The following is a 25,977-nucleotide window of genomic DNA, read 5'->3' as shown; positions in this document are numbered from 1 at the left end:
TTGCGGGGAGAGGGTTGGGGTGAGGGGTTTCTCCACTTGCTCGATCATCGTTGCGGCGCCCCTCACCCGCCCGCGCGGTGCGCGGTCGACCTCTCCCCGTGAACGGGGAGAGGTGAAGTGGAGTCGGTTGCGCGTGCGGCGCGAATGAAGGCGCGGATCAGCTCGGGATCCTTGACGCCGGGCGTGCGCTCGACGCCCGACGAAACGTCGACCCCGCCGGCGCGGGTGACGCGGACAGCCTCAGCGACGTTCTCGGCGTTGAGGCCGCCGGAGACCATGTAGGGCAGCGCGAGATCGAGATTCTCCAACACGTGCCAATCGAACGGAGCGCCGAGCCCGCCCGGCCGCGTCGCATCCTTCGGCGCGCGCGCATCGAACAGGATGCGGTCGGCGACGCCGGCATAGCCCGGCAGTGGCGCGAGATCGGCTGAGGTCTCGACCGGCAGCGCCTTCATCAGCGGCAGGCCGAACTTCTGCTTGAGATCACGCAGCCGCGCCGTGGTCTCCTTGCCGTGCAATTGCAGGATATCCGGCCGCAGCGTCTCGATGATGTTCTCGATGGTCGCGTCGTCGGCATCGACGGTCAGCGCGACCTTCACGGCGCGGCCCTTGGCCTGTTTGCCAAGCTCGCGCGCGGTCTCCAGGCTGATATGGCGTGGCGAGGGCGGAAAAAACACGAACCCCACCATGTCAGCCCCGCCCTCAAGCGCGACGTCGAGCGTCTCGCGCGTGGACAGGCCGCAGATTTTGACGAGCAGGGGCATGGTCTCGAAACGGGTCTCTCAAAACGGGTTTTCGGGCGGCCGGAACAGGGGCCTACCCGGGACCGACGGGCCGGGTTCTACAACGTCGCGCCCTGCTTGTCTCGCCCGGCAGACCCGTAAAAGCCCAGCTGGGCCGGGGCCGAACGACGCTGCGCGTCGTCCCGGGAGGCGGCGGCCCTGAGGTCGGCGAGCTCCGTGCGGACGTGACGGGCGTCGGCCTCGTGCTGCCGGGCGGCGCGGCGCCAGCGCCCCTGCCGGAACCAGGTCGCGATGCCGCCGGCGATCACGCCGAGGATGGCCGAGGCGATGATGACGACGAACAGCGGCAGTGTGACCGCAACCGTCGGCGTCACAGAGTTGAAGGGGTCGAAAGACACCGTCACCCAGTGACGGTTGGCGACTGCAAAGATGACGAAGATCAGTCCGAGCGGAATGACGACGACTGCCGTGAAGAACTTTCGCATGACCATCTCTCGCAGCGATGGAGAAGGTGCGGGCACATCACCCGCAGCACGGCGAACGCCTGTCGTCGCGCCTTAGGTGTCGGCCTTGTCAGGCGTCAGCTTTGGGCGCGTCGATCCTGGAGGCACCAGCCTCAGCCTCGTCGCGATTGAGACGCTCGCGCATTTCCTTGCCGGTCTTGAAGAACGGCACGCTCTTCTGGTCGACCGGCACATGCTCGCCGGTGCGTGGATTACGACCGGCACGAGCCGGGCGATGCTTCACCGAGAAAGCGCCAAAACCACGCAGCTCGACGCGGTCGCCACGCGCCAGCGCCGCGACGATTTCATCGAGAATCGCATTCACAATATTCTCGACATCCCGCTGATAGAGGTGCGGGTTGTGCTCGGCGATACGCTGAACAAGTTCGGATTTAATCATCGAAAGTGGGATCCGGGCTCTTGCGGAAACCCATTTCCGTGAAAATGCCGTGCACTGTCAAGACGCTAAATCGATTTAGGACGCCGTGAAATCGCGTGACAAATAGCCCAATTGGGGCATGCACCGATTCCCGCAGAGCGGGAATAGCCTGATGAGCACGCCCAAGCACGCACAGGACGACCGACTAGTTGGTTCCTCCGGGGGCCCACAGCGCCAGCATGCCGTCGAGCCCGAAACGGTCGACCGCCTGGGCCATGCCGCCCTGCTCGATCCGCCGCGCGATGGCGCCAAGGCCGAACGCATCGAGCGTCATCGACGCCGCGCTGCGCAGGAAGGTCAGGTCGCCGAACCGCGGATTAAGCTTGTAATTGCGCACCGGCAGGTCGCTTTTGATCTTCTTCTCCGCGACCAGCCAAGCGATCGCGGTCTTCTCGTCCCCGAGCTGATCGATCAGCTTGAGATCGACCGCCTGCCGGCCGGTGAAGACGCGGCCGTCAGCAACCTTCTCCAGCAGGGCATCGTCCATGCCGCGCCGCTCCTTCACCAATCCACGGAACCAGGCATAGGAATCCTTGACCAGACCCTCGATCGCGGCGCGGGCCTCGGGGCTGGTCGGCTCCAAGCCATTGGGTGCGGCCTTCAGCGGGGAGGATTTGATCTCCTCCATTTTCACGCCGACGGTCTTGAGCAATTCCGAAACGTTCGGAAACTGGAACAGCACGCCGATCGAGCCGACCAGCGAGGTCTGCTGCGCGACGATATGATCGGAGGCGATCGCCGTGATGTAGCCGCCCGAGGCCGCCAGGCCCTCGACCACGACGACCAGCGGCTTCTTCGCCTTCAGCTGCATCAGCGAGTCGTAGAGCTGCTCGGAGCCCGCGGTGGTGCCGCCGGGCGAATTGATGTGCACGACAACCGCCGCATAGCTCGACTTGCCGAGCCGCTCCAGCGCCTCGACGCGCTCCTGGTCGCTGCGGATCAGTCCATCGATGTTGATCCGCGCGATCGCGTTCGAGGTCGAGAAGCTGCCGCGGCCGCCGGCGGCGATCACACCCACGCCGACGATCGCCGCGATCGCAATGACCGCAGCGGCGACGCGCCAGAACGTCAGCTTGCGCCTGATACGACGGCGGTCGACGATCACATCTGAATCCAGCGACATCCGATCTCTCCAGAATAGTCAGCGCGCAATCCGCGCGTTTTGCAGTCGCAGCGTCACTATCTGCTTAGCCAAATACATCAATTGCGGCGCAATTTGAAGAAAACAAGGCCCGCCGCATTTTGCGCTACGTCCTAACCTCCCCTTGAAAGGGGAGGTCGCGTTGCTCGCCAGAGCAAAGCGGGTGGGGATCTTCTCTCTCCGCATACAGCATCGCGTGCGGCTGACCCCCATCCCGACCTTCCCCCTTTCAGGGGGAAGGGGAAGGAAGACGGACCTGTAGCTACTCAAACAAAAGGGCCCCGGCTTGCGCCGGGGCCCCAATTGCTCGCCTCAATCGGCGATGACTTACTTGTCGGTACCGCGGTTCTTCAGCGCGGTGCCGAGGATGTCGCCAAGCGTCGCTCCCGAATCGGAGGAGCCGTACTGCGCGATGGCTTCCTTCTCTTCGGCGACTTCGAGCGCCTTGATCGAGACCTGCACCTTGCGGGCCTTCTTGTCGAACTGGATGACGCGGGCATCGACCTTCTCGCCGACGGCGAAGCGCTCGGCGCGCTGGTCGTTGCGATCGCGGGCCAGCTCGGACCGCTTGATGAAGGTGGTGAACTCGGTGCCCGAAATCCGGACCTCGATGCCGCTCTCCTTCACTTCGAGCACTTCGCAGGTCACGACCGCGCCCTTCTTGACGTCGCCCGGCTCGGCGAAGGGGTCGCCTTCGAGCTGCTTGACGCCGAGCGAGATACGCTCCTTCTCGACATCGACATCGAGCACCACGGCCTTGACCATGTCGCCCTTCTTGAAGTTGTCGATGACCTGCTCGCCCGGAAGCTTCCAGTCGAGGTCGGAGAGGTGGACCATGCCGTCGACGTCGCCGTCGAGACCAAGGAACAGACCGAACTCGGTCTTGTTCTTGACCTCGCCTTCGACGGTCGAGCCGACCGGGAACTTCTCGACGAAGACTTCCCAGGGATTGCGCATGGTCTGCTTGAGACCGAGCGAGATGCGGCGCTTGACCGAATCCACTTCCAGCACCTGCACTTCGACTTCCTGCGAGGTCGAAACGATCTTGCCGGGGTGCATGTTCTTCTTGGTCCACGACATCTCGGAGACGTGGATCAGGCCTTCGATGCCCGGCTCGAGCTCGACGAACGCGCCGTAGTCGGTGATGTTGGTGACGCGGCCGGTGAAGCGCGCACCCAGCGGGTACTTGGCTTCGATGCCCTGCCACGGATCGTCCAGCAGCTGCTTCATGCCGAGCGAGATGCGGTGCGTCTCGTGGTTGATCTTGATGATCTTGACCTTCACGGTCTGGCCGATGGTCAGCACCTCGGTCGGGTGGTTGACGCGGCGCCAGGCGATATCGGTCACGTGCAGCAGGCCGTCGATGCCGCCGAGATCAACGAATGCACCGTAATCGGTGATGTTCTTGACCACGCCGTCGATCACCTGACCCTCTTCGAGGTTCTGCACCAGCTCCTGGCGCTGCTCGGCGCGGGTCTCTTCGAGAACCGTGCGGCGCGACACCACGATGTTGCCGCGGCGGCGGTCCATCTTGAGGATCTGGAACGGCTGCGAGTTGTTCATCAGCGGCGCGACGTCGCGGATCGGGCGAATGTCGACCTGCGAGCGCGGCAGGAAGGCCACCGCACCGTCGAGGTCGACCGTGAAGCCGCCCTTGACCTGGTTGAAGATGACGCCGTTGACCTTTTCGTTGTTCTGGAACGCCTTCTCGAGCTTGCCCCAGCTTTCTTCGCGGCGCGCCTTGTCGCGCGACAGCACGGCTTCGCCGAGCGCATTCTCGATGCGGTCGAGGAACACCTCGACTTCGTCACCGACCTTCAGGTCGCTTTCACGGCCGGGGCCGGCGAATTCGCGCAGCGCGACGCGGCCTTCGGTCTTCAGGCCGACGTCGATGACGGCCATGTCCTTCTCAATTGCAACCACCTTGCCCTTGATGACCGAGCTTTCCTGCAGGTTGCCGCCGGCAAAGGACTCATCAAGCATCGCCGCGAAGTCGTCGCGGGTCGGGGTGTAAGAAGACGCAGAATTCGAAACCATTTGATCTCCAGTGCGGGATCTTGCCGGCAGTTCGGGTTGATGGGCGCACCGCGCGTGAAGTGTCAGGGTTCCGCAAACCCTGACGGCCGCTCATTGCAGGAGGTGCAACAGCGGGCCGGCAGCAAAACTGCACGTTCGGTACATTTGATTGATCCGGAGCCTGACTGGTAAATATCGACTGCAAGACCTGGGAGCGGGCGTTCCTCCAGATGCGGCAAGGGCTAAAACCCATCGCCGGCCCGCTCAGACACGGCCTCGACATGGTCGATGGTGCTCCGAACGGCGCTGATATAGCCCCGCGAGCTGCTTTCGGCAAGCAGGAAATGCCCCATTTTGCTGGGCTTTCGGGCCTAAAGGGCCCTCCGATGCCGACGATTTCGGCGCTTGTCTAGCGCTTGGCGCGCACCGCCTCGACGATCGCGATGGCGGCGCGGACGCCGGCCTCGATGTCGAGGTTGGAATTGTCCAGCGTGTGGGCGTCCGCAGCCGGCCGCAACGGCGCAATCGCCCGGTTCTGGTCCCGCTCGTCGCGCTTGAGGATGTCCGCCAGCACCGCCTCCTCGTCGGCATCCTCGCCGCGGGCACGCGCCTCCAGCGTGCGCCGCCGCGCCCGCACGCGGGGGTCGGCGACCACGAAGATCTTCACGTCGGCATCCGGGCAGATCACCGTGCCGATGTCGCGTCCATCCAGCACCGCACCGGGCGGATCGGCGGCGAACTGGCGCTGGAAGTTCACCAGCGCCTCACGCACATTTGGAAAGGCCGAGACAACCGATGCGCCCTCGCCGACCTTCTGGGTCTTCAGAATCGGGTTGCCGAATTTCTCGGGGTCGAGCTCGAGCGCGACGGTCACGGCCAGCGCCTCATCGTTGAGGTCGGCGCCCTGCGCCATCATCGCGTAAGCCACCGCGCGGTAGATCACGCCGGTGTCGAGATGGCGATAGCCGTAGTGGTGGGCGAGCCGCTTGCCGAGCGTGCCCTTGCCGGAGGCGGCGGGTCCGTCGATGGCGATGATCATGCGAAGTCAGCTCCGAGTGCGCGCATCATCGGAATGAAATCCGGGAAACTGGTGGCGATGAAGGCGGTGTCGTCGACCTTCACCGGCCGATCCGAAGCGCAGCCCATCACCAGCGCCGACATCGCAATGCGATGATCCATATGGGTGGCGACGAGACCGCCACCCGGAACGTGGCCGCGGCCCTCGACGATCAGATCGTCGCCGGAAACCTCGACCTTGACGCCGTTGACGCGCAGCATGTCCGCGGTCGCTTCGAGACGATCGGATTCCTTGACGCGCAGCTCCTGCAGGCCGCGCATGATCGTGGTGCCTTCGGCAAACGCAGCCGCAACCGCCAGCACCAGATATTCGTCGATCATCGACGGCGCGCGCTCCGGCGGCACCTCGACGCCTTTCAGCTTCGAGGCACGCACGCGCAATTGCGCCATCGGCTCGCCGGCATCGCCGCGCACGCCGCTCTCCTCGATCGAGGCGCCCATTTCGCGCAGCGTCGTGAACAGGCCGGTGCGCAGCGGATTGGTCATCACGTCGGAGAACACGACGTCGGACCCTTCGACGATCAGCGCCGCCACGATCGGGAACGACGCCGAGGACGGATCGGCGGGCACCACGACCCCTGCGCCGTGCAGCTCGGGCTCGCCGTTGAGCGAGATCCTGCGGCCATGGCTGCCCTCGTTTTCGGAGGAGATCTCGGCGCCGAAATGCTTCAGCATCAGCTCGGTGTGGTCGCGGCTCGCCTCCTGCTCGATCACGGTGGTGATGCCGGGCGCGGACAGGCCCGCCAGCAGCACCGCAGACTTGATCTGGGCCGAGGCGACCGGAGTCTTGTAGACGATCGGCACCGGATAGCGGGCGCCATGCAGGGTGAGCGGCAGCCGGCCGCCCTCCCCGATATCGCTGGTCCGGGCGCCCATCAGCTCCAGGGGGTCGAGGATCCGGCGCATCGGGCGGGAGCGCAGCGAGGCGTCGCCGTCGAAAATGGCCGCGATCGGACAGCCGGCCACCGCGCCCATCACCAGCCGGCAGCCGGTGCCGGAATTGCCGAAATCGAGCGGAGCAGCCGGCTGGGCGAAGCCGCCGACGCCTACGCCTGCGACCGACCAGGTAAACGGCGCCGTCCGCTCCACCCTGGCGCCGAGCGCGCGCATGGATTTGGCGGTATTGAGGACGTCTTCGCCCTCCAGAAGGCCGGAAATCCGGGTTTCGCCGACCGAAAGCGCTCCCAGGATCAGGGCACGGTGGGAAATCGATTTATCGCCGGGAACGCGGACCTTGCCGGCCAGGGGGCCGCAGGCGCGCGATTCCAGCGGGGTCGGGGTGTCAGAATGGGCCAAGATTGTGTCCTCTCGCGCCGCGGCAGGTATCACATAGGCAACACCGCGTCACGCGCCCGTCACTTGCGCGCAAACCGCTATTGACAGCGGCTGCTCAACTAGCCAAGTGAAGCACCGTTTTTCAGCAAAATTCTGGGATGACCACGTTGGCTAAGTCCGAGCTCGGAACCAAGCGCATTTGCCCGACCACGGGCAAGAAGTTCTACGACCTCAACAAGAATCCGGTGATTTCGCCCTACACCGGCGAGGTCGTGCCGATCGCGCCGGTCGCCCCGCCGCGGGGACGCGGCGCGCCCGTGAATTCGCCGGCAACCGCAGCCGAGCCCGAGGCGGCCGAGACCGAAGAAATGGTCTCGCTCGAGGAGGCCGATGCCGAGGAGAACACCGGGAAGGTCAAGGCCCAGGTTCCCGAATCCGAGGACGATATCGAGGTCGATGAGACCATCGACGACGATGACGACGACGATTCGACCTTCATCGCCGACGAGGAAGAGGGCGATGAGGACGTGACCGACATCATTGGTGACGTCGGCGGTGACGAAGAGACTTGAGATCGGCGCCGATCTATGATCAACGGTGCTCCCGCGCGAGTCGTTTAGGCCGCGGGGACCGGGATTGATCCCCCAGGATCATCCCAACTGGATAAGGGGCCATAGCTCAGCTGGGAGAGCGCTTGCATGGCATGCAAGAGGTCGGCGGTTCGATCCCGCCTGGCTCCACCAGCCTTCGCTGGCTTCGCCAGCTTCGGCTCGGCAAGCCCTATCGCAGCGAAGGCTGCCGCGGCGTAGCCCGAAGGGCGAAGCCGGGCTCTCACCGAATTCAAATGCGTTAGCATGCTCCCCATTCGCCGCGCGGGGAGCGTCATGAAATACGTCTACATTCTCGAAAGCCTCGACGGCCTGCACTTCTACGTCGGTATCACAGACGACCTGCGAGCTCGACTGGCCAAGCACAATGCTGGCGAGGTGCCCCATACATCCAAATATGGGCCTTGGCGGCTGAAGACTTACGTCGCCTTCAGCGACGAGAAGCAGGCCGCTGCTTTTGAAAAATATCTGAAGTCAGCATCCGGCCGCGCCTTCGCCAAGAAACGCCTCTCGCGCAGCGCGACGGTCTGCGCCCCGCCCTTTTGATCCAGAACAAAGCCCGGCGGTCCATTGGCTGCTACCCTGTCCGGCGCCAACGGACGCCAAGCCATGAGCAATTCCACCTGGACGGAATTCTTGCGGTGCCCCAGGTGCCAGCGCACGGGCCATGCCCAGCTTTCGGAAGTCACCCCCTTCAGAAACCGGATCGATCTGATCCCGGAGGGCTTCGAGATTCGTCGCGACGAGCGCAGCAGCGATTTCCAGCGCGCAACTTGCAGAGTGCCGGTGCTGCCATGACGGCCGCGCGGCGTGCCACGCCCCCTACTCTCCCAGCACCGCATTGAGCCGGTCGCGCAGCGCGACGATCTCGTCCTTCATCGCCAGCAATTCGCCGACCGTGCAGTCCGAGGCCGCGAGGATCGATTGCGGGACGGCCTTGGCCTTTTCGCGCAGCGCGTGTCCCTGCGATGTCAGCGCGATCAGCACCACCCGCTCGTCCTCGGTACTGCGGGTCCGCTTGATCAGCTCCGCCGCCTCCAGGCGCTTCAGGAGCGGCGTCAGCGTGCCGGAATCCAGGAACAGCCGCTCGCCGAGGTCCTTCACCGGCACGTCGTCGCGCTCCCACAGCGCCAGCATCACCAGATACTGCGGATAGGTCAGCCCGAGCCGGTCGAGCAGCGGCTTGTAGACGCGGTTGAAGGCATGCGCGGTCGAATAGACCGCAAAGCAGATCTGGTTGTCGAGCCGCAGCGCCTGATCCGCCGCCGTCTGTTTCCTGACCATGATCGTCATCGAATCCATCTCGTTTCCGGGTCATTCTGGGCTCACGGGACCGCGAATTCAATTGCGAACAATTAAATGTGAGGCCGCATAATTTATATTGTGCACAATTCGATTGCGTGCGATACACGGGCCGTCGAATTCAAACCCAATCCTTCAAGCCCACGTCCAAAACCAAGGGAGACCACGATGTCTGTGAACGTGCTCTACAAGACCAGCGCCAAGGCAACCGGCGGCCGCGACGGCCATGCGGCAACCCTCGACGGCGCGCTCGACGTCAAGCTCACCACCCCGAAGGAGCTCGGTGGCGGCGGTGGCGCCGGCAACAATCCGGAGCAGCTGTTCGCGGCGGGCTACGCCGCCTGTTTCATCGGCGCCATGAAGTTCGTGGCCTCGCAGGGTGGCCCCAAAGTTCCCGCCGACGCCGCGGTGACCTCGACGGTCGGCATCGGCCCGCGCTCGGAAGGCGGTTTCGGCCTCGCCATCGACCTCGCGGTCTCGCTGCCCGGCCTGTCCCGCGCGGACGCCGAGGCGCTGGTCGAGAAGGCCCACCAGGTGTGCCCCTATTCCAACGCCACCCGCGGCAATGTCGACGTCAAGCTGAGCGTCGTCTAATTCCACATCGCGCAATGGTCCGCCACGATACGTGGCGGACCATTGCTTTTCGGATGCCAGTTCGCTTGGCGAACGCACACGCCGCCTGCTGCATGGGCTTGCGCCGACGGAAGCATTGCTGCTCCGCCTGAAGACCGTTAGCTCTGGGACCCTCGTTTTCCGATCCCAACTGAGCGAAGGTTGTTTCCATGAATACCCCAGCAGCCACGGGCGCGATGACCGGACTGCGCGTGATCGATCTGACGCGCGTGCTCGGCGGCCCGTATTGCACCCAGATTCTCGCCGACCACGGCGCCGACGTGATCAAGGTCGAGCCGCCCGCCGGCGACGAGGTGCGCGACTGGGGCCCTCCCTTCCACGAGGAGGACGCGGCCTATTTCGTCGGCATCAACCGCAACAAGCGCTCGATCGGCCTCGACCTCGCCTCCGAGGGAGGGCGCGCGGTGCTGATGAAGATGCTCGAGACCGCCGACGTGCTGATCGAGAACTTCAAGCCGGGCACGCTCGACAAATGGGGCATCGGCAACGACGTGCTGCGCGCGAAATTTCCGCGCCTCGTGCATTGCCGGATCTCCGGCTTCGGCGCCGACGGTCCGCGCGGCGGCAATCCCGGCTATGACGCGATCATCCAGGCGATGACCGGCATGATCGCCGCCACCGGCTCGCCGGAGAGCGGCCCGATGCGCATCGGCGTGCCGCTGGTCGATATCACCACCGGGCTCTATGCGGCGATCGGCATCCTGATGGCGCTGTCGGAGCGCCAGCGCTCGGGGCTCGGCCAGTTCATCGAGACCACGCTGTACGAGACGGGTCTGGCGATCATGCATCCGCACACCGCGAACTATTTCATGCATGGCAAGCCGCCGTCGCTCACCGGCAACGAGCATCCGAACCTCGTGCCCTATGCGATCTTCCCGACCAAGACCGACAACATCTTCATCGGCGTCGGCAATGACGGCACCTTCCGCAAGCTCGCCAAGGAAATCGGCAAGCCCGAGCTCGGCACCGATCCGCGCTTTGCCCGCAACAAGGACCGCATCGCCAACCGCGATGCGCTGCGGGCCGAGCTTGCCGCGGTGTTCAGCCAGCACGAGGCCGAGCCGCTGTGCAATCGGCTGCTCGCCGCCGGCCTGCCGGCGGGCCCGGTGCAGAAGATCGACCAGGCGTTGACCAATCCGCACACGATCCATCGCGGCGACGTCATCGAGAAGGATTGGTACAAGGGCGTCGCCTCGCCGATCCGCCTCGAACGCACCAAGCCGAGCCTGCGCCGCACGCCGCCGAAGTTCAGCCAGCACGCTGCGGAGGTGCTGGGCGAGTTCGGCTACTCCAGGGATGAGATCACCGGCCTGGTTGAAAAGGGCGTGGTCTGTGGTCCCCAGCGCAAGCGCTGACCGCGTATTCGAGCGAAGCCTGTCCCGCATTTGATGCGGGGCAGGCGCCGGCTCAAACCGGCGACTACACGTCAGTCCTGCGGTGCAACGTCGCGTCCGGCGTGGCACCGCACGGCGCCGGCTGCTATCTCCGCCTTTTTTACCGCTTCCCTTTGTCGCGGCTTCCCCCCTACGATGGCTTTCGTTTATACGGTCATTTGAACGTCATCCGGCGCTGATAACGCGCGCAACGAAAGATGACGTTCCAACCGGGAGGGGCTTTTGATGATTTTTCGACGACTTGGCGCTGCCGCTGTAGCCGCCGCTACGCTCGCATTCGCGTCGCCTGCATTTGCGGTGACCGAGATTCAGTGGTGGCACGCGATGACCGGCGCCAACAATGACGTCATCGTCAAGCTGGCCAACGACTTCAACGCCTCGCAATCCGACTACAAGGTGATCCCGACCTACAAGGGCGGCTACGCCGACACCATAAACGCCGGCATCGCCGCATTCCGCGCCGGCAACGCGCCGCACATCATGCAGGTGTTCGAGGTCGGCACCGCGACGATGATGGCCGCCACCGGCGCCGTCAAACCGGTCTACAAGCTGATGGCCGATGCCGGCGAGAAGTTCGATCCGAGCGCCTATCTGCCCGCGATCACCGGCTACTACTCGACCTCCAAGGGCGAGATGCTGTCGTTCCCCTTCAACTCGTCGTCGACGGTGATGTGGGTCAATCTCGACGCGCTGAAGAAGGCCAACATCGCGGAGATCCCGAAGACCTGGCCGCAAGTGTTCGAGGACGCCAAGAAGCTGAAGGCGGCCGGCTACACCACCTGCGGCTTCTCCGGCTCGTGGGTCACCTGGGTCAATCTCGAGCAGCTGTCGGCCTGGCACAACGTGCCGCTCGCCAGCAAGGCCAACGGCCTCGACGGCTTCGACACCGTGCTCGAATTCAACGGCCCGCTCCAGGTCAAGCATCTCGAGAACCTGGTCGAGCTGCAGAAGGACAAGACCTACGACTATGCCGGCCGCACCAACACCGGCGAAGGCCGTTTCACCTCGGGCGAATGCCCGATCTACCTGACCTCGTCGGCATTCTTCGGCAACGTCAAGGCGCAGGCCAAGTTCAACTTCACCGCAGCGCCGATGCCCTATTATCCCGACGCCAAGGGCGCGCCGCAGAATTCGATCATCGGCGGCGCCTCGCTCTGGATCATGGGCGGCAAGTCGGCCGAGGAATACAAGGGCGTGGCCAAGTTCCTGACCTTCCTGTCGGACACCGACCGCCAGATCTGGATCCACAAAGCCTCGGGCTATCTGCCGATCACCAAGGCCGCCTATGCCAAGGCCAAGGAAGAGGGCTTTTACAAGGACCAGCCCTACCTCGAGACCCCGCTGCTCGAGCTCACCAACAAGGAGCCGACCGAGAACTCCCGCGGTCTGCGCCTCGGCAACATGGTTCAGCTGCGCGACATGTGGTCGGAGGAGATCGAGCAGGCGCTGGCCGGCAAGAAGACCGCCAAACAGGCGCTGGACTCGGCCGTCGAGCGCGGCAACCAGATGCTGCGGCAGTTTGAAAAGACCGCCGTCCACTGACATGATGCGCCAAAGCGCGGTGAGATCGAGTTGAATCGTCACCGCGCTTTGGCTTCTTGTTTGAGCATGATCCTTTCGGAAAACCGCTTCGCACTTTTCCGGGTCATGCTTTAGGCAACCGACAGGCCGCAAGCGCGCGGCCTGCCAATTTTTCCGAGATCATGCAAAAGCAAGCGATTTTCCAATCAAAGCTGTTGCCTTACGCGCTGGTTGCCCCGCAACTCGCGATCGTCCTGATCTTTTTTTACTGGCCGGCCGCGCAGGCGGTGATCCAATCCTTCCTGCTGCAGGACGCCTTCGGCCTTTCCACTAGCTTCGTCTGGTTCGAGAACTATCTCGAACTGTTCAAGGACCCGGCCTATTTCGCCGCGATCGTCAGGACCTTCGCGTTCTCGTTCGCGATCGCGATATCCTCGCTGTCGTTCGCGCTGCTGCTCGCCGTGATGGCCGACAAGCCGCTGCGCGGCTCGACACTCTACCGCACGCTGCTGATCTGGCCCTATGCCGTCGCCCCGCCGGTGGTCGGCGTGCTCTGGGTGTTCATGCTGCATCCCTCGCTCGGCGTGCTGTCGCGCTATCTGCGCGCGATGGGGGTCGACTGGAATCCGCTGCTCAACGGCGACCAGGCGGCGGCCCTGATCATCCTCGCCGCGGCCTGGAAGCAGATCTCCTACAACTTCCTGTTCTTCCTCGCCGGGCTGCAAAGCATCCCCAAGAGCGTGATCGAGGCCGCTGCGATCGACGGCGCCCGCCCGATGCGGCGGTTCTGGACCGTGATCTTCCCGCTGCTGTCGCCGACCATCTTCTTCCTCCTGGTCATCAACATCGTCTACGCCTTCTTCGACACCTTCGGCATCATCGACACGATGACCCGCGGCGGTCCCGGCAAGGCGACCGAGACGCTGGTCTACAAGGTCTATACGGACGGCCTGCTCGGCGGCAATCTCGGCTCGTCGGCGGCGCAATCGGTCATCCTGATGGTCATCGTCGTCGTGCTGACCGGCATCCAGTTCCGCTTCGTCGAACGCAAGGTGACCTACTGATGGTCGAGGAAGAGGGCTTCCAGCGCTACCTGGCTCACGTCATCCTGTGGATCGGGATCGCGATCGTCGCCTTCCCGGTGTATCTGGCCATCGTCGCCTCGACCCAGGACAATGCCGTCATTGCCAACGGCCAGATGTCGCTGTTGCCCGGCGGCCATTTCCTCGAGACCTACTACCAGACGCTGTTTGTCGGCACGAGCGGCTCGACCCGCGAGCCGGTGCTCAACATGATGCTGAACTCGCTGATCATGGCGCTCCTGATCGCGGTCGGCAAAATCGCGATCTCGATCATCTCGGCCTACGCGATCGTGTATTTCCGATTTCCGTTCCGGATGGCGATCTTCTGGACCATCTTCATCACCTTGATGCTGCCGGTCGAGGTGCGCATCTATCCGACCTACAAGATCGTCGCCGATCTGCATCTGCTCGACAGCTATGCCGGCCTGTCGCTGCCGCTGATCGCCTCGGCCACAGCAACGCTGCTGTTCCGGCAATTCTTCATGACCGTGCCGGATGAATTGCTGGAGGCCTCGCGGATCGACGGCGCGGGTCCGTTCCGCTTTTTCTGGGATACGCTATTGCCGCTGTCGCGCACCAACATGGCCGCGCTGTTCGTGATCCTCTTCATCCTCGGCTGGAATCAGTATCTCTGGCCGCTGTTGATCACCACGCGCGACGACATGCAGACCATCCAGGTCGGCATCCGCAAGATGATCACCACGACCGATGCGCTGACCGAATGGCCTGTCGTGATGGCGACCGCGCTGCTCGCGATGCTGCCGCCGGTGTTCGTCGTCGTCGTGATGCAGAAACTGTTCGTGCGCGGATTGGTGGAGACGGAGAAGTAATGGCCAACGTCACGCTGCGCAGCGTCCGCAAGACCTACCCCGGCGGCTTCGAGGCCATCAAGGGCGTCGATGTCGACGTCGGTGACGGCCAGTTCTGTGTGCTGGTCGGCCCCTCCGGCTGCGGCAAGTCCACGCTGCTGCGCATGGTCGCGGGGCTCGAGACCATCACCGGCGGCGAGATCGACATCGGCGGCCGCGTCGTCAACCAGGTCGAGCCCGCCGATCGCGACATCGCGATGGTGTTCCAGAACTACGCGCTCTATCCACATATGAGCGTCTACAACAACATGGCCTACGGCCTGCGCAACCGCGGCATGGCCGAGGCCGAGATCAGGACCCGGGTCGAGGAAGCCGCGCGCGTGCTCGAGCTCTCGCCGATGCTGGAGCGCAAGCCGCGCCAGCTCTCCGGCGGCCAGCGCCAGCGCGTCGCGATGGGCCGCGCCATCGTGCGCCAGCCGAAAGTGTTCCTGTTCGACGAGCCGCTGTCGAACCTCGACGCCAAGCTGCGCATCGCGATGCGGGTTGAGATCCGCAAGCTGCAGCGCCGGCTCAACACCACCTCGATCTACGTCACCCACGACCAGCTCGAGGCGATGACGCTGGCCGACATCCTCGTGGTCATGAACGGCGGCCAGGTCGAGCAGATCGGCAATCCGCTGGATATCTACCAGAAGCCGGCGACCACCTTCGTCGCCTCCTTCATCGGCGCGCCGCCGATGAACCTGATGCCGCTGCGCTCGGACGAGCTGACCTCCCAGATCACGGGCACTGAGGGCGCCGGCATCGTCGGGATCCGGCCGGAGGACTTCGTCATCACCAGCGAGGCCGCATCCGGCGGCGTCGCGCTCGGGCTGACGGTCGAGGCGATCGAGCATGTCGGCGCCGAGACCTTCGTCTATGGCAGCCGCCGGCGCGAGGAGCAGGGCGTTGCCGCCAATCCGGGCGAGCTCCCGCCCGGCGAGGTCATCGTCCGGGTTCCCGGCACTACGGGACCTGCGATCGGCGAGCGGATCCGGGCGGTCGCCCCCCGCGACAAACTGCATCTTTTTACCGCTGACGGCCGCAAGCGTGTCGGTCCGTAACCGATCGGGAAGAATTTACCCTCATGTTGCGGGCGTTTAGGCTGGTTTCGGGGCTGCTTGAACGCTATCCAGATCGCCCCCATATCCCTCACTGACCGACGGGCAAGCGGCCCGCTGGTTGCATGGGGTGCCGCAAGGGCCCCTCAAAGTCGCTTCGAGAGGACTTTGTAATGTCTCGTGTTCCATCGTTGTCCAGTCCGTTCCTTCTGGGATTCGACGAGATCGAGCGTGCGCTCGACCGTGTCGTGAAGGGCGCCGACGGCTATCCTCCGTACAACATCGAGCGGTGCGACCGTACCAACGGGCAGCCTGAGCGGTTGCGCATCACACTGGCGGTGGCGGGCTTCACCCGTGACCAACTCGATGTAACCATTGAGGAAAATCAGCTCGTCATCCGCGGCCGCCAGCAGGATGACAAGGCTCGGCAATACATCCATCGCGGCATTGCCGCGCGCCACTTCCAGCGCACTTTCGTGCTGGCGGAGGGGATGCAGGTGCTGGGCGCGGATCTGAAGAACGGGCTGTTGTCGATCGACCTGGCCAGACCAGAACCTGAACGGGTCATTAAGACAATCGCTATCAATGAGCACGAATAATAGAAACAACGAGCGGACTCGACCGCTTATCTGACTGAGGAGTCGAGACCATGAGTGAAGCGAGTATCATCTACCAATCCGACAGCGTCACGCCGGAAGCGCTGGCTCATCTGGGCGAGGGCCACATCGCCTATGTGAAGCAGGTTCGTTCCGAGGACGTGCCAGATCTCTTTCCGCAGGCGCCGAAGATCGCGCCGGGCCTCAAGCTGTTCGCGCTGCATGCCGCCGACGGCACGCCGATCATGCTGACAGACAGCCGCGAAGCCGCGATCGCCAACGCCTGGAGCAACGAGTTGCAGGCCGTCAGCGTCCACTGACGCTGCCCACAGACGGCTGAATTTCAGCATCGCGAATACGATGCGCGGGCATGCCTCGACACCGAGGCGGCCCGCGCATTTTTTATGACGATGTTGTCGATGTGGCGATCATCGGCCCCATGCTGAGCTGCACCTCGCCGGGAACGCCATAGTCGCGCATCAGCATCCGGTTGTTGCGCAGCCCGCAAGCCTCCCGCTGCACCACGAACATCCAGAGCGCATGGCCGGCTTCCCGCACCAGCACGCGGCGGGCCTGCTGCCTTGCTTCAGAGGGCGGATGAGCGGCATCGAACTCGCGCAATTTGGCGAGCGCCTGTTCCAGCGCGCGGCCCATCCGTCCGAGCGCACTCGCTCTCTCTTCGGCGAGCTCGTAAGCGAGAACGTCGACAGGAACGCGATCAAGGCGAAAGTCACGGGACATCGGCCATCCCAGGTTCGCACGCGCAATGTTGCGCACGTCCGTCTTCTGGCGGGACCCGCCGGTTGTCAATAGGCGCTCGCGCCCTCGATCGCGCCAGGTGAAGGCCCACTCAATTTGAGCCGTTCTTTTGCGAGCCTTGGGCACCGGACCGTGAGCGCCGCTCCATTTCGCTCTGTGCAATTCCGTGCTGTAATTGGTCCCCGCGAAAGCCAATGCGACAAAGGAATTTCCAGCGAGAAATTAGCCGCCAAATCGATTGAAGGAGATCCGACCATGCAGAAGAGCTTGCTGATCAATCTCTTTGCTTCAGTGTCGATTTCTGTTGTCGCGACTGGTGTCGCGATTTCCGCGCAGGACAAATACAGTCTGCAGGTGCCGAACGGGCTCGCGTTTTCCGAGTTCAGGGGATACGAGGACTGGTCCGTGATCGCGATCAGCGAGAACGAAGGCGTCATCGCCGTGATCCTGGGCAATCCTGTAATGCTCGGCGCTTACCGAGAGGGCGTGCCCGGCAATGGCAAGCCGTTTCCGGACGGCGCGAAGATGGCGAAGATTCACTGGATCCCGAAAAAGCAGGAGGCGTATCCCGGTCAGCCGACGGTGCCGGGCGCGCAGCACGACGTCGACTTCATGGTGAAGGACAGCAAACGGTTCGCAGACAGCGGCGGCTGGGGATACGGCGCTTTCGAGTATGACCCGGCGTCGGATGTGTTCAGGCCTGCCAACACGACGGACAATCCGCCACAGGAGAACGACGCCAAGTGCGGGTATGCCTGCCACACCGTGGTGCAGAACCGCGACTACGTCTTCACCGAGTACGGCAAGAGGTGAATGCAAGCTAGCGCGCTGTTAGCCGCGCGCGGATGTCCGGCTTCAGCACCTTGCCGACCTTGGAACGCGGCAGATCGTCCCAGACCTCGATCTGCTTCGGCGTCTTGATGCTGCCGATCTGCTGTTTGACGAAGGCGGCCACCGCATTTGGATCGACGGTGTGGCCGGTGCGCGGCTGCACCACGGCGACGATGCGCTCGCCCCATTTGTCGTCGGGCAGTCCGATGACCGCGCAATCCTGCACCGCCTCATGGGCGCGCAACGCGTTCTCGACCTCGATCGAGTAGACGTTGAAGCCGCCGGTGATGATCATGTCCTTGGCGCGATCGACGATAAAGAGATAGCCGTCACCGTCGATGTAGCCGATGTCGCCGCTGTGGTGCCAACCATGCGCCGAGGCTTCGCGTGTCGCCTCCGGGTTCTTGTAGTAGCCTTCCATGACGAGGGAGCCGCGCACCACGATCTCGCCGCGCGCCCCCGCGGGCAGCAGCTTGCCGTCGCCATCCATGATGCCGGCCTGCACCAGCGGGCCGATCCGCCCTGCGGAGGAGAGACGCTCCAGTGCGATCGAGCCGTCCGGATTGTAGTGATCGGCAGGCGCCATCATCGAGATCATCATCGGCGCCTCGGTCTGGCCGAACAGCTGCGCCATCGGCCCGATCCGCTTCAAGGCTTCCGCAAGCCGCGTCGCCGAGATCGGCGCCGCGCCATACCAGAAACATTGCAGCGAGCTGCGATCGGCCGCGTCGAGCCTGGGATGATCGAGCAGCATGTAGATCACGGTCGGCGGCAGGAACGTGTGGGTGACGCGATAGCGCTCGATCAGCGCGAGGAACTCGCCGATGTCAGGGTGATGCATGATCACGACGCGGCCACCCAGCGTCATGATCGGAAAACACAGCACGCCGGCGGCATGCGTCAGCGGCGCCAGCGCGAGATAGATCGGGCGGCCCTTGAACGGGTATCCCATCAGGGTCAGCGCGGTCATCGCCTCGATGTTGCGCCCCGAGAGCATCACGCCCTTCGGCTTGCCGGTGGTGCCGCCGGTGCCCGGGATCATCGCGAGATCGTCGATCGTGTCGCGCTGATAGAGATCGTCGGCGAGCCCAACGAGCCAGCGGTCGAAAGACGGCGCGAACGGCAGCTCGGTATCGAGGCAGACCAGCGCGCGCAGCTTCGGCAGATCCTGCCTGACGGCCTCGACCATCGGCGCGAAGCTCGAATGAAACAGCAGCAGGCTGCAATCGAACTGATCGAGGATGAACTTGTTCTCGGCCGCCTCGTTGCGCGGATTGATCGGACACCACACCGCGGCCGCGCGCGAGATGCCGAACACGCAGGCGAAGGCGAGCGGATCGTTGCCGGACAGGATCGCGACCTTGTCGCCGGGAGCGATGCCCGACCGCTCGAGCCCGCGTGCGATCCGGTAGCTCAGCCGCTGCACCTCGCCATAGCTGAGGTCGCGTCCGTCCATCGTCAGGCACGGCGCATCAGCGCCGAGCGAGGCACCCTTGTCGAGATAATCGATGAAGCGCATGGCGGGTCTCGCGCTAGATGCGGGTGACGCGCGATGCGTCACCCGCGGGTAGAGCGTTTTCGAGCAAATTGGATGCGGGCCCGTTTGACGAAAACGCTTCAGGGAACGGAGTGTTGAGCCCCGATCGGATCGGGGCTCAAGCTTAATCGTGCACGGTCAGGACCGGCTTGCCGACCAGGCCGAAGCTACGCAATTGTCCGAGCAGTTCGTGATGGCCGAACGCCTGGCAGCCGGAGGCGAAGCCGACGAGCTTGGGCCGCTGCTGCAGCAAATACGCCGCGGCGAAGGCCTGCAGCATGCCGGTCTGCTTGTAGTTGCTGTTGCCGTAGATGACGCAGTGCGCGCGCCCCAGCGGGCCGGAGGCATACACCGAATCCATCGACTTGTTGACGCGCGGGTTCTCGCGCGGCGGCATGGTGTTCATCACGCCGGCAGCGGTCTGCGCCAACGCGGCGTAGCGCTCGTCGGGCTTCATGTCCTTGGTCGCCTCCAGCGCGGCGGCAACGATCTGCGGCACGCCCAGCATCAGCGCGCGGTTGAACACGCCGCCCAGCACCTTGACGTTGGCCACGCGCGGATCGCGCTTGAACCACACCGGGTGCGAGGTGCCGCCCCAGGGCAGCGCCAGCGCCAGCTCGTGTTGGCCGGGGATGGCGAGGCTGGTGAGGCCGGCATCGGGCTGATGCTCGACGTATTTGTTCTGCTCAAGGTAGTAAGCCTTGGCCATCGCGGCGTTGACCAGAATGGTCTGCGTCGAGGCGATGGTGGGGCTGCCGCCCCAGAACACGGCGATATCAAGCGTGTCGAGGCCGGGCGTCTCCAGGCAGAGCTGCGCGGCGATCTCGCCGGTGGTGTACATCTGCGCGATGCCAGGTGCCAGCAGCAGCCCGGCATTGCCGAACTTGGCGCCGAACTCCTGATCGAGCATGATCAGCCAGTCCTGCTCGCCGGTCGTGTCGGTGTAGTGGCACTTGGCAGCGAGGCAAGCCTGCACCACCTCGACGCCGAACTTGGCGAACGGGCCCACGGTGTTGAGCACCACCGAGGCGCCCTTGAACAGTTCGGTCAACGCGGAGACGGTATGCGGCACCGTCACCACTTCGTAGTCGGCGGTCTCGATGCCGGCGACGTTCGACTTCATCGCGGCATTGAGCTTCTCGGCGCTGCGGCCGGCGGCGATGAAGGGGATGTTGTACTCGCGCAGATATTCACAGGCCAGCCGGCCAGTATAGCCGGACGCGCCATAGACGATGACGGGCTTCTTCTCGCTCATTGCGATCCTCCGAAATGCTTATTGTCGACCTTGTTGCTACATGCCCATGCCGCCATCGACCGGCAGGCCGATGCCGGTGATGAAGCGGGCATTGTTCGAGCACAGGAACACCGCGGCGTCGGCGATGTCGGAGACCTCGGCGAGCTTGCCGAGCGGCGTCTGCTCCACCACCGAACCGACCGCGGCATTGACGTCGGGCGCAAGGCCGATCTTCACGATGTCATTGGCGAGCTGCAGGCCCATGTCGGTCGGGATCAGGCCGGGATAGATGCAGTTGACTCGCACGCCATAGCCGAGCTTGCCGGCTTCCATCGCACCGACACGCGTCATGCGATCGACCGCGGATTTGGTGCCGGAGTAGACGGCGATGCTCGGGAAGGCGATCGTCGCAGCGACCGAGGCGATGTTGACGACCGCGCCGCCCTTGCCCGCCGCGCCGCCCGGCCGCATCGCGCGGAAGGCGTGCTTCATGCCGAGCACGGTGCCGACGATGTTGACGTCGCACATGCGGCGCGCATCCTCGGCCTTGATATCGGCGACCAGCGAGGTGATCTCGATGCCGGCATTGTTGATCAGGATATCGAAGCCGCCGAGGGTTTCGACCGTCGCGGCCGCAGCGCGCTCCCATTGCGCGTTGTCGGTGACGTCGAGTTTTGCAAATCCGGTCTTCACGCCGGCCTTGGCGATCTCGGCGGCGGTCGCCTTGCCGGCATCGTCGAGAATATCGCCGATCATGACCGCGGCACCGGACCGCGCCAGCGCCTGCGCGATCGCTGCGCCAATCCCCCGGGCGCCGCCGGTGACCAGGGCTTTCCTGCCTTCAAGGCTCTTCCCACTCATGACGTAGTCCTCCCTTTGCTTGGTGATTTGGTCGATGCCGCAGCCGTCGGCAGCACGGGCCGGCGGCCTTCATGGTCTGTGCGTATTGGTGGTGGCGGCCGGGATCGGCGGGGCGCAGCTTTGGCGCGCCCGGCGATGCGTTTCCTCCTGTTTTGTCGATTGGTCAGCCGTCTTGACGGTTGTCCAAATTATTGACCCAACCCTCGTCCAGGGACTTGACACTTGTCAAGCCTGAATTTGACAAGTGTCAAAGAGGATGATTGTGAAGGGATGGAGCACACCGCAGTCGCCGCGGTATAGTTGCTCAAGGCGTTTTCAAGCGAAGTGGATTCCGGTTCGCGTGAAGAAAACGCGTCAAACAAGAATTTAGAGCCCCGTTCCGATTCAATCGAAACGGAATAGGCTCTAGTCGGAAAAGACAGAGGATGGGCACCGGATGGCGCGGCAAGCGACAGGAGCGGCCCAGCGTGTGGCCGTAGCGGCCGAGACGCTGCGCGACGAGAAGTTCAACGCACGGCGCATCGAGCTAGCGGAGGCCGCGCTGGAAACGCTTGGCGAGCTCGGCTTCGCGCGCACCAGCCTGCGCGAGATCGCGCAGAACTCCGCATTCACGCACGGCGTGTTTCACTACTACTTCAGCGACAAGCTCGATCTGATCTGCTGTTGCGTCCGCCACTACAAGGCGAAATGCGTGACGCGATATGACGAGGTGGTGACGACGGCACAGAGCCGCGACGAATTGACCGAAGGCTTCCTCGCCAAGCTCGCGGCAACGCTCGAGAACGAAGCGCGCATGCATCGGCTCTGGTACGATCTGCGTTCGCAGGCGATGTTTGAGCCGGCGTTTCGCAAGGACGTGCTCGAGATCGACAAGAGCCTTGAAGCGATGATCTGGCGCATCGCCACGCGCTACGCCGAGCTCGGCAACAAGCGGCCGGCGTCGTCACCGGCCGCGCTCTATGCCCTGTTCGACGGCCTGTTCCAGAGTGCGCTGCTCAGGCACCTCGCGGATGACAAGAAGGCGGTTCCGGATCTGCTCGACGAAGTCCGCCGCCTGCTGCCGACGATCTGCTGAGGCGTTGCGGCATACGCAGCTTCGTAGCCCGGATGGAGCGCAGCGAAATCCGGGACTCGTGCTGGCTGTGAGATCTTCCCGGATTGCGCTTCGCTTCATCCGGGCTACGGGAATTGAAACGATCACACGTTGGCGTACGCCGACGCGTGTCGGCTATGTCTTGATGACAGTTGCGCGAATGAACGGCGCGCGGATGCGAACGAATTCGCTGACGCGGATGCTTATGCCGCGCTCGCCGGCGGCAATGCGAGCACCGAATAGATCGCCTGCGCGTCGCGCGAGGCACGGAGCTTCTTGGCGACGTCCTGGTCGCGCAACAGCCGGGCGATGCGCGCCAGCGCCTTGAGATGATCGGCGCCGGCGCCTTCGGGCGCCAGCAGCAGGAAGATCAGATCGACCGGCTGGCCATCCATCGCCTCGAAATCGATCGGGCGCTCGAGGCGGGCGAAGAAGCCGAACAGCTTTTCCAGTTTGGGCAGCTTGCCGTGCGGAATGGCGACGCCATAGCCGACCGCCGTGGTGCCGAGCTTCTCGCGCTGCAGCAGCACCTCAAAGATGGCGCGTTCGTTCTGCCCGGTTAGAGCCGAAGCGCGCGCGGCGAGTTCCTGCAGCGCCTGCTTCTTGCTGATGACTTTCAAAGCCGGGAGTATCGCCTCGGGTGCGACCAGATCGGTAATCGGCATTGGGACGTTCCGAGGTGAATGACCGTCAGGTTGCGAAATAGGCTTTACAGCGGCGGCGTCAAGAAGATGAGGTGGGATGCGGGCTTAGCCCGGGTCCGGTTGGCAGGGCTTCTACTCCAACGTATCGGCGGTGCCAACAGCTGCGAACCCTGTTCCGTCCCCCTTATTCCTGGAGGCGGCGGACCATAAGCAGGGCTGGCTTCGGACGTCAATGCCATCTGCCATATATCCTCAGGGGCTGACCGCGGGCGGATCGACCCAGCCGACATTGCCGTCCGTACGGCGGTATATGATGTTCAACCGGCCACTGCCGCCATGCTGGAACACCAGGCAGGAGGCGCCGGTCAGATCGAGCTCCATCACGGCTTCGCTGACCGACAGCCGTTTCAGCGCGGTGGTTGCCTCGGCAATGATCACCGGGCTGTATTCGGTGACCTCGTCCTCGTTCTCGGGCGCCTCGATGACGTAGCTCGGCGCATCGAGCCCGGCGCCGTTCAGTTCGGCGAGCGCCGCAGTCGCAGCATACGTCTTGCGGGCAGAGCGGTCCTTGAGCCGGCTCTTGTAGCGGCGCAGGCGCTTCTCGATCATCAGCAGCGCGACATCCGCGCTGGCATAGGCGTCGGCGGCGTTGGATTCGGCTTCCAGCGTGATGCCGGAATCCAGATGCAGCGCGCAGTCGGTTCGGAAGCCGAAGCCATCCTTGCTCAGCGTGATGTGACCGGAATAGTTGCCATCAAAATACTTTCGTAGGACCTCGTCGGTGCGCTCGCTGACGCGCGCGCGAAGCGCCTCGCCGATGCTGATGCTCTTTCCCGAGATTCGAAGGGTCATTTGATGCCTCGATTGCTGGATGCCTCGATCACTCTTGCAGGAGCATGATGTTTGCTGGGCTTCCGGTCACCTCCCTTGCTGGACGACGCATCGCCAGGAAGATTGAGACTATCCCGATTTGACGCGAACGCAACGAGCGCATGAACCCGCCCGTACTCGAACGGGGTCCCGCTCAAGAAGTAACCTAAACGGAGGCTGTATCGCGCGACCGGTCGGACGAGGAGGCTGGGGCCGAAAGGGCATTACCGAGCATGCTCTGTTTGTCACGGCGACGCTGCACCGAGGATGGTATCCGCATCGCCTCGCGGTACTTCGCGACGGTGCGGCGGGCGATATCAATGCCCGAAGCGCGCAAACGTTCCACGATCGTGTCGTCGGACAGGATCGCCGACGGCGCCTCGCCGTCGATCAGTTGCTTGATATGGTGTCGCACCGCCTCGGCCGAATGCGCCTCGCCGCCGTCGGCGGACGCGATCGACGCAGTGAAAAAATACTTCAATTCAAAACTGCCGCGATTGGTCGCCATGTATTTGTTCGCGGTGACGCGCGACACCGTCGATTCATGCATCTGGATCGCATCCGCCACCGCCTTGAGATTGAGCGGCCTCAAATGCGCGACGCCATAGGTGAAGAAACCATCCTGCTGGCGAACGATTTCAGTTGCGACCTTCAGGATGGTGCGGGCGCGCTGATCGAGCGCGCGCACCAGCCAGGTCGCGTTCTGCAGGCAGTCGGTGAAGTACGACTTGTCACCGTCCTTGCGGATCGTTTTCGACAGCTCAGAGTAATAGGTCTGGTTGACCAGGACGCGTGGCAGAGTGTCGCTGTTGAGCTCGACATGCCAGCCGCCGTCGGGGCCTGGACGCACATAGACGTCAGGCACCATGGTTTGCGTCCGCGAGGCGCCGAACTTCAGGCCGGGCTTCGGATCGAGCCGGCGGATCTCCGCGATCATGTCGGTGATGTCTTCATCGTCGACGCCGCAGAGCTTCCGCAGGCCTGCGATGTCGCGTTTGGCGAGCAGGTCGAGATGCTCGACCAGCGCCTGCATCGCCGGATCGTAACGATCGAGCTCGCGCAGCTGGATCGCCAGGCACTCGCTCAGGTTTCGCGCGCAGACGCCCGGCGGATCGAATTTCTGCAGCACCGCGACGACCTCGTCGACCGCTTGCTGCGATGCGCCAAGCCGCTCGGCGGCCTGGCCGAGATCGGCCGGCAGGTAGCCGGCGTCGTCGACGAGATCGATCAGATACTGCCCGATCATGCGCTGCGCCGGCGCCGAGAACGCCACCGCGAGCTGTTCGGCGAGGTGGTCGGCGAGCGTCAGCTCGGCGGCCACGAAGGCTTCGAGATTGTATTCGTCGTCGCTGGAGGCGCCGCCACCCCATTCGGTATAGACCGACGGTGGCGCGTCCTGCGCGGCACGTGCGGCCGCTTCCGCCGGCTCCTCGGAGAACACATTGTCGAGACCGGTATCGAGCGTCTGCTCGATCTCGGCGCGGGTGCCGAGGTCGCGGTTCAGCCACTCCTCCTGGCCGGGCTCGAAGGCGGCCTCGCCGCCCGAACCGGCGGCCATGTCGGATGCGTCGCCGTCGTCACCATAATTGTTGGAACCGTCGGAATCGCCGTAGTCCGACCGCTCCATGGCCGGCTCGCCCGCCACCGGCGGCTCCGGCCCGTCGGCGGCCCGCTCGAGCAGCGGGTTGCGCTCCAGCTCTTCCTCGACAAAGGTCGACAGATCAAGGTTCGACAGTTGCAGCAGCTTGATCGCCTGCATCAGCTGCGGCGTCATCACCAGCGACTGCGACTGGCGGAACTCTAGTCTTTGCGTCAGCGCCATGGAGGCAAGATCGACCTGAAAGTTGGCTCGATTCTTGCTTATCTTAGTCCGTGAAGCTTGTACACGGCTTGACGGATGCAATTTTTG

28 protein-coding genes and 1 tRNA gene are annotated in these 25,977 nt (G+C 64.0%); 14 read left to right on the top strand and 15 right to left on the bottom strand.

Annotated elements, in window-relative coordinates; all coding sequences use genetic code 11:
* Window positions 1–62: 62 nt before the first annotated feature.
* The 7 genes from FNJ47_RS14230 to aroA all read right to left on the bottom strand — a co-directional run bounded on the left by FNJ47_RS14230 (window position 63) and on the right by aroA (window position 7,215).
* Window positions 63–764, bottom strand: a complete 702-nt coding sequence (locus FNJ47_RS14230; RefSeq protein WP_163153997.1) for a phosphoribosylanthranilate isomerase — start codon at window positions 762–764, stop codon at window positions 63–65.
* Window positions 765–841: 77 nt separating this feature from the next.
* Complete coding sequence (locus FNJ47_RS14225; RefSeq protein ID WP_165445682.1) at window positions 842–1,228, bottom strand: LapA family protein; 387 nt, start codon at window positions 1,226–1,228, stop codon at window positions 842–844.
* Window positions 1,229–1,316: 88 nt separating this feature from the next.
* Window positions 1,317–1,646, bottom strand: a complete 330-nt coding sequence (locus tag FNJ47_RS14220) for an integration host factor subunit beta (RefSeq protein ID WP_146986275.1) — start codon at window positions 1,644–1,646, stop codon at window positions 1,317–1,319.
* 184 nt (window positions 1,647–1,830) lie between these two features.
* Window positions 1,831–2,808 (bottom strand): signal peptide peptidase SppA, encoded by a 978-nt coding sequence (gene sppA, locus FNJ47_RS14215; RefSeq protein ID WP_163153993.1) that lies wholly within the window; start codon window positions 2,806–2,808, stop codon window positions 1,831–1,833.
* A 345-nt stretch (window positions 2,809–3,153) separates the two neighbouring features.
* Window positions 3,154–4,863, bottom strand: coding sequence for a 30S ribosomal protein S1 (gene rpsA, locus FNJ47_RS14210; protein ID WP_076863580.1), 1,710 nt, complete (start codon window positions 4,861–4,863; stop codon window positions 3,154–3,156).
* A gap of 388 nt (window positions 4,864–5,251) precedes the next feature.
* On the bottom strand, window positions 5,252–5,881 hold the full coding sequence (gene cmk / locus FNJ47_RS14205) for a (d)CMP kinase (protein WP_163153991.1): 630 nt from the start codon (window positions 5,879–5,881) through the stop codon (window positions 5,252–5,254).
* Window positions 5,878–7,215 (bottom strand): 3-phosphoshikimate 1-carboxyvinyltransferase, encoded by a 1,338-nt coding sequence (aroA, locus tag FNJ47_RS14200; RefSeq protein ID WP_163153989.1) that lies wholly within the window; start codon window positions 7,213–7,215, stop codon window positions 5,878–5,880. Before aroA ends, cmk begins: the two co-directional genes overlap by 4 nt.
* A 146-nt stretch (window positions 7,216–7,361) precedes the next feature.
* Between aroA and FNJ47_RS14195 the strand changes: the two genes are divergently transcribed.
* From FNJ47_RS14195 to FNJ47_RS14180, 4 genes are all read left to right on the top strand, one after another.
* Window positions 7,362–7,766 carry a TIGR02300 family protein gene (locus tag FNJ47_RS14195; RefSeq protein ID WP_163153987.1) on the top strand — a complete coding sequence of 135 codons (405 nt, stop codon included), beginning with the start codon at window positions 7,362–7,364 and terminating at the stop codon, window positions 7,764–7,766.
* Between the two features lie 95 nt (window positions 7,767–7,861).
* Window positions 7,862–7,937: transfer RNA gene (locus FNJ47_RS14190), tRNA-Ala, on the top strand.
* Window positions 7,938–8,078: 141 nt separating this feature from the next.
* Window positions 8,079–8,348: a GIY-YIG nuclease family protein gene (locus tag FNJ47_RS14185; protein WP_163153985.1), complete on the top strand. Its 270-nt coding sequence runs from the start codon at window positions 8,079–8,081 to the stop codon at window positions 8,346–8,348.
* Window positions 8,349–8,411: 63 nt separating this feature from the next.
* The gene (locus FNJ47_RS14180) at window positions 8,412–8,600 is read left to right on the top strand and encodes a hypothetical protein (protein WP_163153983.1); all 189 of its coding nucleotides are present in this window, start codon (window positions 8,412–8,414) and stop codon (window positions 8,598–8,600) included.
* A 24-nt stretch (window positions 8,601–8,624) separates the two neighbouring features.
* On the opposite strand, the gene FNJ47_RS14175 is transcribed toward FNJ47_RS14180, so the two are convergent.
* Window positions 8,625–9,086 (bottom strand): MarR family winged helix-turn-helix transcriptional regulator, encoded by a 462-nt coding sequence (locus FNJ47_RS14175; RefSeq protein WP_163154016.1) that lies wholly within the window; start codon window positions 9,084–9,086, stop codon window positions 8,625–8,627.
* Window positions 9,087–9,272: 186 nt separating this feature from the next.
* Here FNJ47_RS14175 and FNJ47_RS14170 point away from each other — a divergent pair, with 186 nt between their 5' ends.
* The 8 genes from FNJ47_RS14170 to FNJ47_RS14135 all read left to right on the top strand — a co-directional run bounded on the left by FNJ47_RS14170 (window position 9,273) and on the right by FNJ47_RS14135 (window position 16,559).
* The gene (locus tag FNJ47_RS14170; RefSeq protein WP_163153982.1) at window positions 9,273–9,698 is read left to right on the top strand and encodes an organic hydroperoxide resistance protein; all 426 of its coding nucleotides are present in this window, start codon (window positions 9,273–9,275) and stop codon (window positions 9,696–9,698) included.
* 188 nt (window positions 9,699–9,886) lie between these two features.
* On the top strand, window positions 9,887–11,092 hold the full coding sequence (locus FNJ47_RS14165) for a CaiB/BaiF CoA transferase family protein (RefSeq protein WP_163153980.1): 1,206 nt from the start codon (window positions 9,887–9,889) through the stop codon (window positions 11,090–11,092).
* 264 nt (window positions 11,093–11,356) lie between these two features.
* On the top strand, window positions 11,357–12,673 hold the full coding sequence (ugpB, locus tag FNJ47_RS14160) for a sn-glycerol-3-phosphate ABC transporter substrate-binding protein UgpB (RefSeq protein WP_163153978.1): 1,317 nt from the start codon (window positions 11,357–11,359) through the stop codon (window positions 12,671–12,673).
* Window positions 12,674–12,834: 161 nt separating this feature from the next.
* The gene (gene ugpA, locus FNJ47_RS14155; RefSeq protein ID WP_163153976.1) at window positions 12,835–13,716 is read left to right on the top strand and encodes a sn-glycerol-3-phosphate ABC transporter permease UgpA; all 882 of its coding nucleotides are present in this window, start codon (window positions 12,835–12,837) and stop codon (window positions 13,714–13,716) included.
* Window positions 13,716–14,564, top strand: coding sequence for a sn-glycerol-3-phosphate ABC transporter permease UgpE (ugpE, locus tag FNJ47_RS14150; RefSeq protein WP_163153974.1), 849 nt, complete (start codon window positions 13,716–13,718; stop codon window positions 14,562–14,564). The genes ugpA and ugpE overlap by 1 nt, the downstream gene beginning before the upstream one ends.
* Window positions 14,564–15,646 (top strand): sn-glycerol-3-phosphate import ATP-binding protein UgpC, encoded by a 1,083-nt coding sequence (locus tag FNJ47_RS14145; RefSeq protein WP_163153972.1) that lies wholly within the window; start codon window positions 14,564–14,566, stop codon window positions 15,644–15,646. The genes ugpE and FNJ47_RS14145 overlap by 1 nt, the downstream gene beginning before the upstream one ends.
* A 170-nt stretch (window positions 15,647–15,816) precedes the next feature.
* Complete coding sequence (locus FNJ47_RS14140; protein WP_021082592.1) at window positions 15,817–16,242, top strand: Hsp20 family protein; 426 nt, start codon at window positions 15,817–15,819, stop codon at window positions 16,240–16,242.
* 50 nt (window positions 16,243–16,292) lie between these two features.
* Window positions 16,293–16,559: a BQ00720 family protein gene (locus FNJ47_RS14135; RefSeq protein ID WP_029082491.1), complete on the top strand. Its 267-nt coding sequence runs from the start codon at window positions 16,293–16,295 to the stop codon at window positions 16,557–16,559.
* 82 nt (window positions 16,560–16,641) lie between these two features.
* Here the strand turns inward: FNJ47_RS14135 and FNJ47_RS14130 are convergent, their stop codons facing one another.
* Complete coding sequence (locus tag FNJ47_RS14130) at window positions 16,642–16,980, bottom strand: DUF6665 family protein (RefSeq protein ID WP_163153970.1); 339 nt, start codon at window positions 16,978–16,980, stop codon at window positions 16,642–16,644.
* 273 nt (window positions 16,981–17,253) lie between these two features.
* Here FNJ47_RS14130 and FNJ47_RS14125 point away from each other — a divergent pair, with 273 nt between their 5' ends.
* Window positions 17,254–17,811 (top strand): cytochrome P460 family protein, encoded by a 558-nt coding sequence (locus tag FNJ47_RS14125; RefSeq protein ID WP_163154014.1) that lies wholly within the window; start codon window positions 17,254–17,256, stop codon window positions 17,809–17,811.
* Between the two features lie 7 nt (window positions 17,812–17,818).
* Here FNJ47_RS14125 and FNJ47_RS14120 read toward each other — a convergent pair whose 3' ends face one another.
* The 3 genes from FNJ47_RS14120 to FNJ47_RS14110 all read right to left on the bottom strand — a co-directional run bounded on the left by FNJ47_RS14120 (window position 17,819) and on the right by FNJ47_RS14110 (window position 21,461).
* Window positions 17,819–19,348: an AMP-binding protein gene (locus FNJ47_RS14120; RefSeq protein WP_163153968.1), complete on the bottom strand. Its 1,530-nt coding sequence runs from the start codon at window positions 19,346–19,348 to the stop codon at window positions 17,819–17,821.
* Window positions 19,349–19,490: 142 nt separating this feature from the next.
* Window positions 19,491–20,621 (bottom strand): DUF5938 domain-containing protein, encoded by a 1,131-nt coding sequence (locus FNJ47_RS14115; protein WP_163153966.1) that lies wholly within the window; start codon window positions 20,619–20,621, stop codon window positions 19,491–19,493.
* Window positions 20,622–20,657: 36 nt separating this feature from the next.
* Window positions 20,658–21,461, bottom strand: a complete 804-nt coding sequence (locus FNJ47_RS14110; protein WP_163153965.1) for an SDR family NAD(P)-dependent oxidoreductase — start codon at window positions 21,459–21,461, stop codon at window positions 20,658–20,660.
* 469 nt (window positions 21,462–21,930) lie between these two features.
* On the opposite strand from FNJ47_RS14110, the gene FNJ47_RS14105 reads away from it, so the two are divergent.
* Window positions 21,931–22,536 (top strand): TetR/AcrR family transcriptional regulator, encoded by a 606-nt coding sequence (locus FNJ47_RS14105; RefSeq protein ID WP_347341667.1) that lies wholly within the window; start codon window positions 21,931–21,933, stop codon window positions 22,534–22,536.
* Window positions 22,537–22,757: 221 nt separating this feature from the next.
* Here FNJ47_RS14105 and ptsN read toward each other — a convergent pair whose 3' ends face one another.
* The 3 genes from ptsN to rpoN all read right to left on the bottom strand — a co-directional run bounded on the left by ptsN (window position 22,758) and on the right by rpoN (window position 25,890).
* A complete protein-coding gene (gene ptsN / locus FNJ47_RS14100) occupies window positions 22,758–23,219 on the bottom strand; it encodes a PTS IIA-like nitrogen regulatory protein PtsN (RefSeq protein ID WP_016843543.1) in 462 nt (153 codons plus the stop codon).
* A 231-nt stretch (window positions 23,220–23,450) separates the two neighbouring features.
* A complete protein-coding gene (hpf, locus tag FNJ47_RS14095; RefSeq protein ID WP_163153961.1) occupies window positions 23,451–24,050 on the bottom strand; it encodes a ribosome hibernation-promoting factor, HPF/YfiA family in 600 nt (199 codons plus the stop codon).
* A 184-nt stretch (window positions 24,051–24,234) separates the two neighbouring features.
* Window positions 24,235–25,890, bottom strand: a complete 1,656-nt coding sequence (gene rpoN / locus FNJ47_RS14090; RefSeq protein ID WP_163153959.1) for an RNA polymerase factor sigma-54 — start codon at window positions 25,888–25,890, stop codon at window positions 24,235–24,237.
* Window positions 25,891–25,977 lie beyond the last annotated feature (87 nt).

The sequence above is a fragment of the Bradyrhizobium uaiense genome (assembly GCF_010811875.1).
Classification (GTDB): domain Bacteria; phylum Pseudomonadota; class Alphaproteobacteria; order Rhizobiales; family Xanthobacteraceae; genus Bradyrhizobium; species Bradyrhizobium uaiense.
The sequence above is the reverse complement of the archived record's forward strand: the minus strand, read 5'-3'. Positions and strand labels throughout refer to the sequence as shown.

Excerpts from the sequence above, each read along its gene's own strand:
- FNJ47_RS14140 (WP_021082592.1), top strand. The coding sequence starts at position 15,817 with ATGTCTCGTGTTCCATCGTTGTCCAGTCCGTTCCTTCTGGGATTCGAC.
- sppA (WP_163153993.1), bottom strand. The coding sequence starts at position 2,808 with ATGTCGCTGGATTCAGATGTGATCGTCGACCGCCGTCGTATCAGGCGC.
- rpoN (WP_163153959.1), bottom strand. The coding sequence starts at position 25,890 with ATGGCGCTGACGCAAAGACTAGAGTTCCGCCAGTCGCAGTCGCTGGTG.
- FNJ47_RS14145 (WP_163153972.1), top strand. The coding sequence starts at position 14,564 with ATGGCCAACGTCACGCTGCGCAGCGTCCGCAAGACCTACCCCGGCGGC.
- FNJ47_RS14125 (WP_163154014.1), top strand. The coding sequence starts at position 17,254 with ATGCAGAAGAGCTTGCTGATCAATCTCTTTGCTTCAGTGTCGATTTCT.
- ugpB (WP_163153978.1), top strand. The coding sequence starts at position 11,357 with ATGATTTTTCGACGACTTGGCGCTGCCGCTGTAGCCGCCGCTACGCTC.
- FNJ47_RS14185 (WP_163153985.1), top strand. The coding sequence starts at position 8,079 with ATGAAATACGTCTACATTCTCGAAAGCCTCGACGGCCTGCACTTCTAC.
- FNJ47_RS14220 (WP_146986275.1), bottom strand. The coding sequence starts at position 1,646 with ATGATTAAATCCGAACTTGTTCAGCGTATCGCCGAGCACAACCCGCAC.
- FNJ47_RS14165 (WP_163153980.1), top strand. The coding sequence starts at position 9,887 with ATGAATACCCCAGCAGCCACGGGCGCGATGACCGGACTGCGCGTGATC.
- ptsN (WP_016843543.1), bottom strand. The coding sequence starts at position 23,219 with ATGCCGATTACCGATCTGGTCGCACCCGAGGCGATACTCCCGGCTTTG.
- FNJ47_RS14115 (WP_163153966.1), bottom strand. The coding sequence starts at position 20,621 with ATGAGCGAGAAGAAGCCCGTCATCGTCTATGGCGCGTCCGGCTATACT.
- FNJ47_RS14175 (WP_163154016.1), bottom strand. The coding sequence starts at position 9,086 with ATGGTCAGGAAACAGACGGCGGCGGATCAGGCGCTGCGGCTCGACAAC.
- FNJ47_RS14225 (WP_165445682.1), bottom strand. The coding sequence starts at position 1,228 with ATGCGAAAGTTCTTCACGGCAGTCGTCGTCATTCCGCTCGGACTGATC.
- FNJ47_RS14230 (WP_163153997.1), bottom strand. The coding sequence starts at position 764 with ATGCCCCTGCTCGTCAAAATCTGCGGCCTGTCCACGCGCGAGACGCTC.
- FNJ47_RS14180 (WP_163153983.1), top strand. The coding sequence starts at position 8,412 with ATGAGCAATTCCACCTGGACGGAATTCTTGCGGTGCCCCAGGTGCCAG.
- cmk (WP_163153991.1), bottom strand. The coding sequence starts at position 5,881 with ATGATCATCGCCATCGACGGACCCGCCGCCTCCGGCAAGGGCACGCTC.
- FNJ47_RS14135 (WP_029082491.1), top strand. The coding sequence starts at position 16,293 with ATGAGTGAAGCGAGTATCATCTACCAATCCGACAGCGTCACGCCGGAA.
- ugpA (WP_163153976.1), top strand. The coding sequence starts at position 12,835 with ATGCAAAAGCAAGCGATTTTCCAATCAAAGCTGTTGCCTTACGCGCTG.
- FNJ47_RS14120 (WP_163153968.1), bottom strand. The coding sequence starts at position 19,348 with ATGCGCTTCATCGATTATCTCGACAAGGGTGCCTCGCTCGGCGCTGAT.
- FNJ47_RS14110 (WP_163153965.1), bottom strand. The coding sequence starts at position 21,461 with ATGAGTGGGAAGAGCCTTGAAGGCAGGAAAGCCCTGGTCACCGGCGGC.
- ugpE (WP_163153974.1), top strand. The coding sequence starts at position 13,716 with ATGGTCGAGGAAGAGGGCTTCCAGCGCTACCTGGCTCACGTCATCCTG.
- hpf (WP_163153961.1), bottom strand. The coding sequence starts at position 24,050 with ATGACCCTTCGAATCTCGGGAAAGAGCATCAGCATCGGCGAGGCGCTT.
- rpsA (WP_076863580.1), bottom strand. The coding sequence starts at position 4,863 with ATGGTTTCGAATTCTGCGTCTTCTTACACCCCGACCCGCGACGACTTC.
- FNJ47_RS14170 (WP_163153982.1), top strand. The coding sequence starts at position 9,273 with ATGTCTGTGAACGTGCTCTACAAGACCAGCGCCAAGGCAACCGGCGGC.
- FNJ47_RS14130 (WP_163153970.1), bottom strand. The coding sequence starts at position 16,980 with ATGTCCCGTGACTTTCGCCTTGATCGCGTTCCTGTCGACGTTCTCGCT.